This is a genomic window from Vibrio clamense, from assembly GCF_050337905.1.
In the GTDB taxonomy this organism is placed as follows: domain Bacteria; phylum Pseudomonadota; class Gammaproteobacteria; order Enterobacterales; family Vibrionaceae; genus Vibrio; species Vibrio cortegadensis.
The window spans coordinates 1-2,669 of the sequence record NZ_JAKJTJ010000011.1; the positions used below are offsets into that span (position 1 = coordinate 1).

At 42.5% G+C, this 2,669-nt stretch carries 4 protein-coding genes; all 4 read left to right on the forward strand.

Annotated elements, in window-relative coordinates:
* Positions 1 to 766 precede the first annotated feature (766 nt).
* Complete coding sequence (locus L4C39_RS00515) at positions 767 to 1,075, forward strand: transposase (protein WP_429743812.1); 309 nt, start codon at positions 767 to 769, stop codon at positions 1,073 to 1,075.
* Complete coding sequence (locus tag L4C39_RS00520) at positions 1,072 to 1,923, forward strand: IS3 family transposase (protein WP_429743814.1); 852 nt, start codon at positions 1,072 to 1,074, stop codon at positions 1,921 to 1,923. Before L4C39_RS00515 ends, L4C39_RS00520 begins: the two co-directional genes overlap by 4 nt.
* 50 nt (positions 1,924 to 1,973) lie before the next feature.
* Entirely contained in the window at positions 1,974 to 2,261 is a 288-nt protein-coding gene (locus L4C39_RS00525; protein ID WP_136996178.1) for a hypothetical protein, read from the forward strand.
* 154 nt (positions 2,262 to 2,415) lie between these two features.
* Positions 2,416 to 2,669, forward strand: a 254-nt coding sequence (locus L4C39_RS00530; RefSeq protein WP_489686394.1) for a GNAT family protein, incomplete at its 3' end; no start/stop codon positions are given.

Below are 2,669 nucleotides of genomic sequence, written 5' to 3' on the forward strand. Positions count from 1 at the left end.
TCTAAGCCAAGTGCGTTTTGTTGTTTATGATTGAGTTTCGAACTATCCGTTTTACATCTGAGTTCAAAGCCAGTAGATTTGTAACCAATTCAGCACCTTGGCGCTAAACTTGGCTCTGTCGTGCGGGCAATATAACAAAGCATTTAAGAGGGATTCTCAACGCTTGGCATTTTTGCATCTACTTCAAATTTAGTGTTTACGGTACAATACTTTAGGTCGGGTGGAGGCGTTGTTCACCCCTTAATGCGGCGTTATGTGGTAGTCAGGTAAGTCTCTAATTTAGCTTGGTTTTCCATTGGTTTTCATGTGTGAAATTCCTTGTTTTGTTCTTTTGATTTGTCTTATGTTGTTTGAATAATAAGTGAGTTGAATTGCCGAATTTAATTTTGAGTAAATAAAAATTAGCGGATAATCGGATAGAAAGTTGAACATAAAAGTAACGTCAACGTTTAGTATATCTGTCATTAAGTTGAGCTCCATGAGGTCTCCCTGTTTGTTTATATCTAATGGGTATGTTAAACCTCAGATAGTTGCTATCAGTTTCACACTGTGAAACCTTCGCAGAGTCAAACCACATAACAAACAATTCAACCTGACTTGCAACGCGTGGCATTTTTACTTCTAATCAGGTTTAGTGGTTACGGTGCAATGCAGAACCATCGTATTGCGTTGCTGCGCAAGTTAATTGGGCGTTAAATGCCCGAGTACCCCACGTTTAGTAGACACTTTACTAAGTTAGATCTAGGGTCTAATTGAGAGGTGATTTATGGCTAAACATCGTAATCCAGCGTACACCGAAGAATTCCGCAAAGAAGCAGTTCGTCTGTCCGAGCTTCCAGGTCGCACAGCCGCATCCGTTGCGAAAGAGTTGGGCGTCAGCGCCCAACAGATTGCTAACTGGAAGCGTCAATTTAACCGCTTGTCTGATAAACAGTTTAACACCTTAGAAGGTGTTGATTATTCCAAGAAAGAATCCGAAGAACTGCGAGCGCTAAAGCGCGAAAACAAACGACTTAAAGATGAAATGGAATTCCTAAAGAAGGTCTCGGCGTACTTCGCGAAGCAGCAAGAGTGAAGTACGAGTTCATCGAAAGTTATGTGGGTGAGTATGCCGTTGTTCTGATGTGTTGTGCATTAGGTGTGTCCCCGAGTGGTTACTACAAATGGTTAGGTCGCTCGCTTAGCGAGCGAGCAAAGCGTCGAAGCCGCTTTGAACAGCTAGTTATGTGTACCTTTGCCGAGTATCGGGCTAGGTATGGTTCAGTTCGCTTAGCTGAAGAGTTAAACAAAGCAGGCTATGCCTGCAGTGTGAACTATATTGCTGATATTATGACGAAAAAGGGTATTAAGGCTCGCAATGGAAAAGGGTTTAAATACAGTAAAGATGTCGCGGCGATGACGAATGTCGCCGATAATTTATTGCGTAGAGACTTTGAAGCCGAGAGTCCTAATCAGAAGTGGGTCACCGACATCACCTATATCTGGGTAAAGAGCCGTTGGCTCTACCTTGCGACAGTGTTAGACCTTCACTCGAGACGCATTGTGGGTTGGTCATTAGACACCAACATGACAGAGCTGCTCATCACCAACGCTTTGAAAATGGCGTTTAAGTCACGCAAGCCGCCGAGAGGCGTCTTAGTTCACTCAGACCGTGGTGTACAATACAGAGCTTATAAGTATCAGGACTTCATGCGAAAGCATGGAGGCGTGCCGAGCATGAGCCGTCAGGGTAACTGTTGGGACAATGCGGTAATGGAGTCGTTCTTCAGTCGACTGAAAGTCGAATTGATTTACGCAGAAGATTATCAAACTATCGAAGAAGCCCGAATGGGGATCTTCGAATATATCGAAGTGTTCTACAATCGAAAAAGAAGACACTCAGCGTTGGGGCATGTCAGTCCCGTTGAGTACGAAAGTATGTAGTTATGTACTGTCTACTTTTTGTGGGGTACACCAATGCCTAGGGGAATATTATGACTTGGAGTTTTGACCAAGATAAAAATGTAGCAGCATTGATAACGAAACAAGTAGTAGAACAAGGATTGCCCATTTTACAAGTGATCCATTATTCAGATGATCACTCTTGGGCTTTCATGTGTGGTACTACTAGTAATGCTTCAGATACGTTGGTTGTAAGCATGGAACAAGCAGTGTCCTTTGATGCTTCACTTTATGAGATAGCTACTATGCCTCCTGGCTGTATAGCTAGTCGAAATAGCGTAGAAGAAGCTTGGGTGTGCGAAAGGGTGGACGGCATTTAACAAATTGTTCAAGAGGGATTCTCAACGCGTGGTATTTTTACTATGCGTTCGTTTTAGTGTTTAAGGTGGCATGCGGTAGCTTATTTATTGCGTTGTTCACCCCTTAACAAGGCGTTATGTTGCCCCGATAAATTTGGAAATCTAGAGTTTGAAAATGATAAGAAAGTACAATTCACATGACTTAGATTCGGTTCTTGAAATCTGGCTTGAAGCCTCTGTTAAAGCGCATGATTTCGTCCCAGCTGACTTCTGGGGATCTCAAGTTGAGAGCATGCGTAATATTTATATTCCTGCATCAGAAGTTTTCGTTTATGAAATCGAGTCGAAAACAGTTGGTTTTTATGCACTGTATGAAAATACTTTGGCAGCTATATTCGTATTTCCTGAATTTCAGGGTAAAGGCATTGG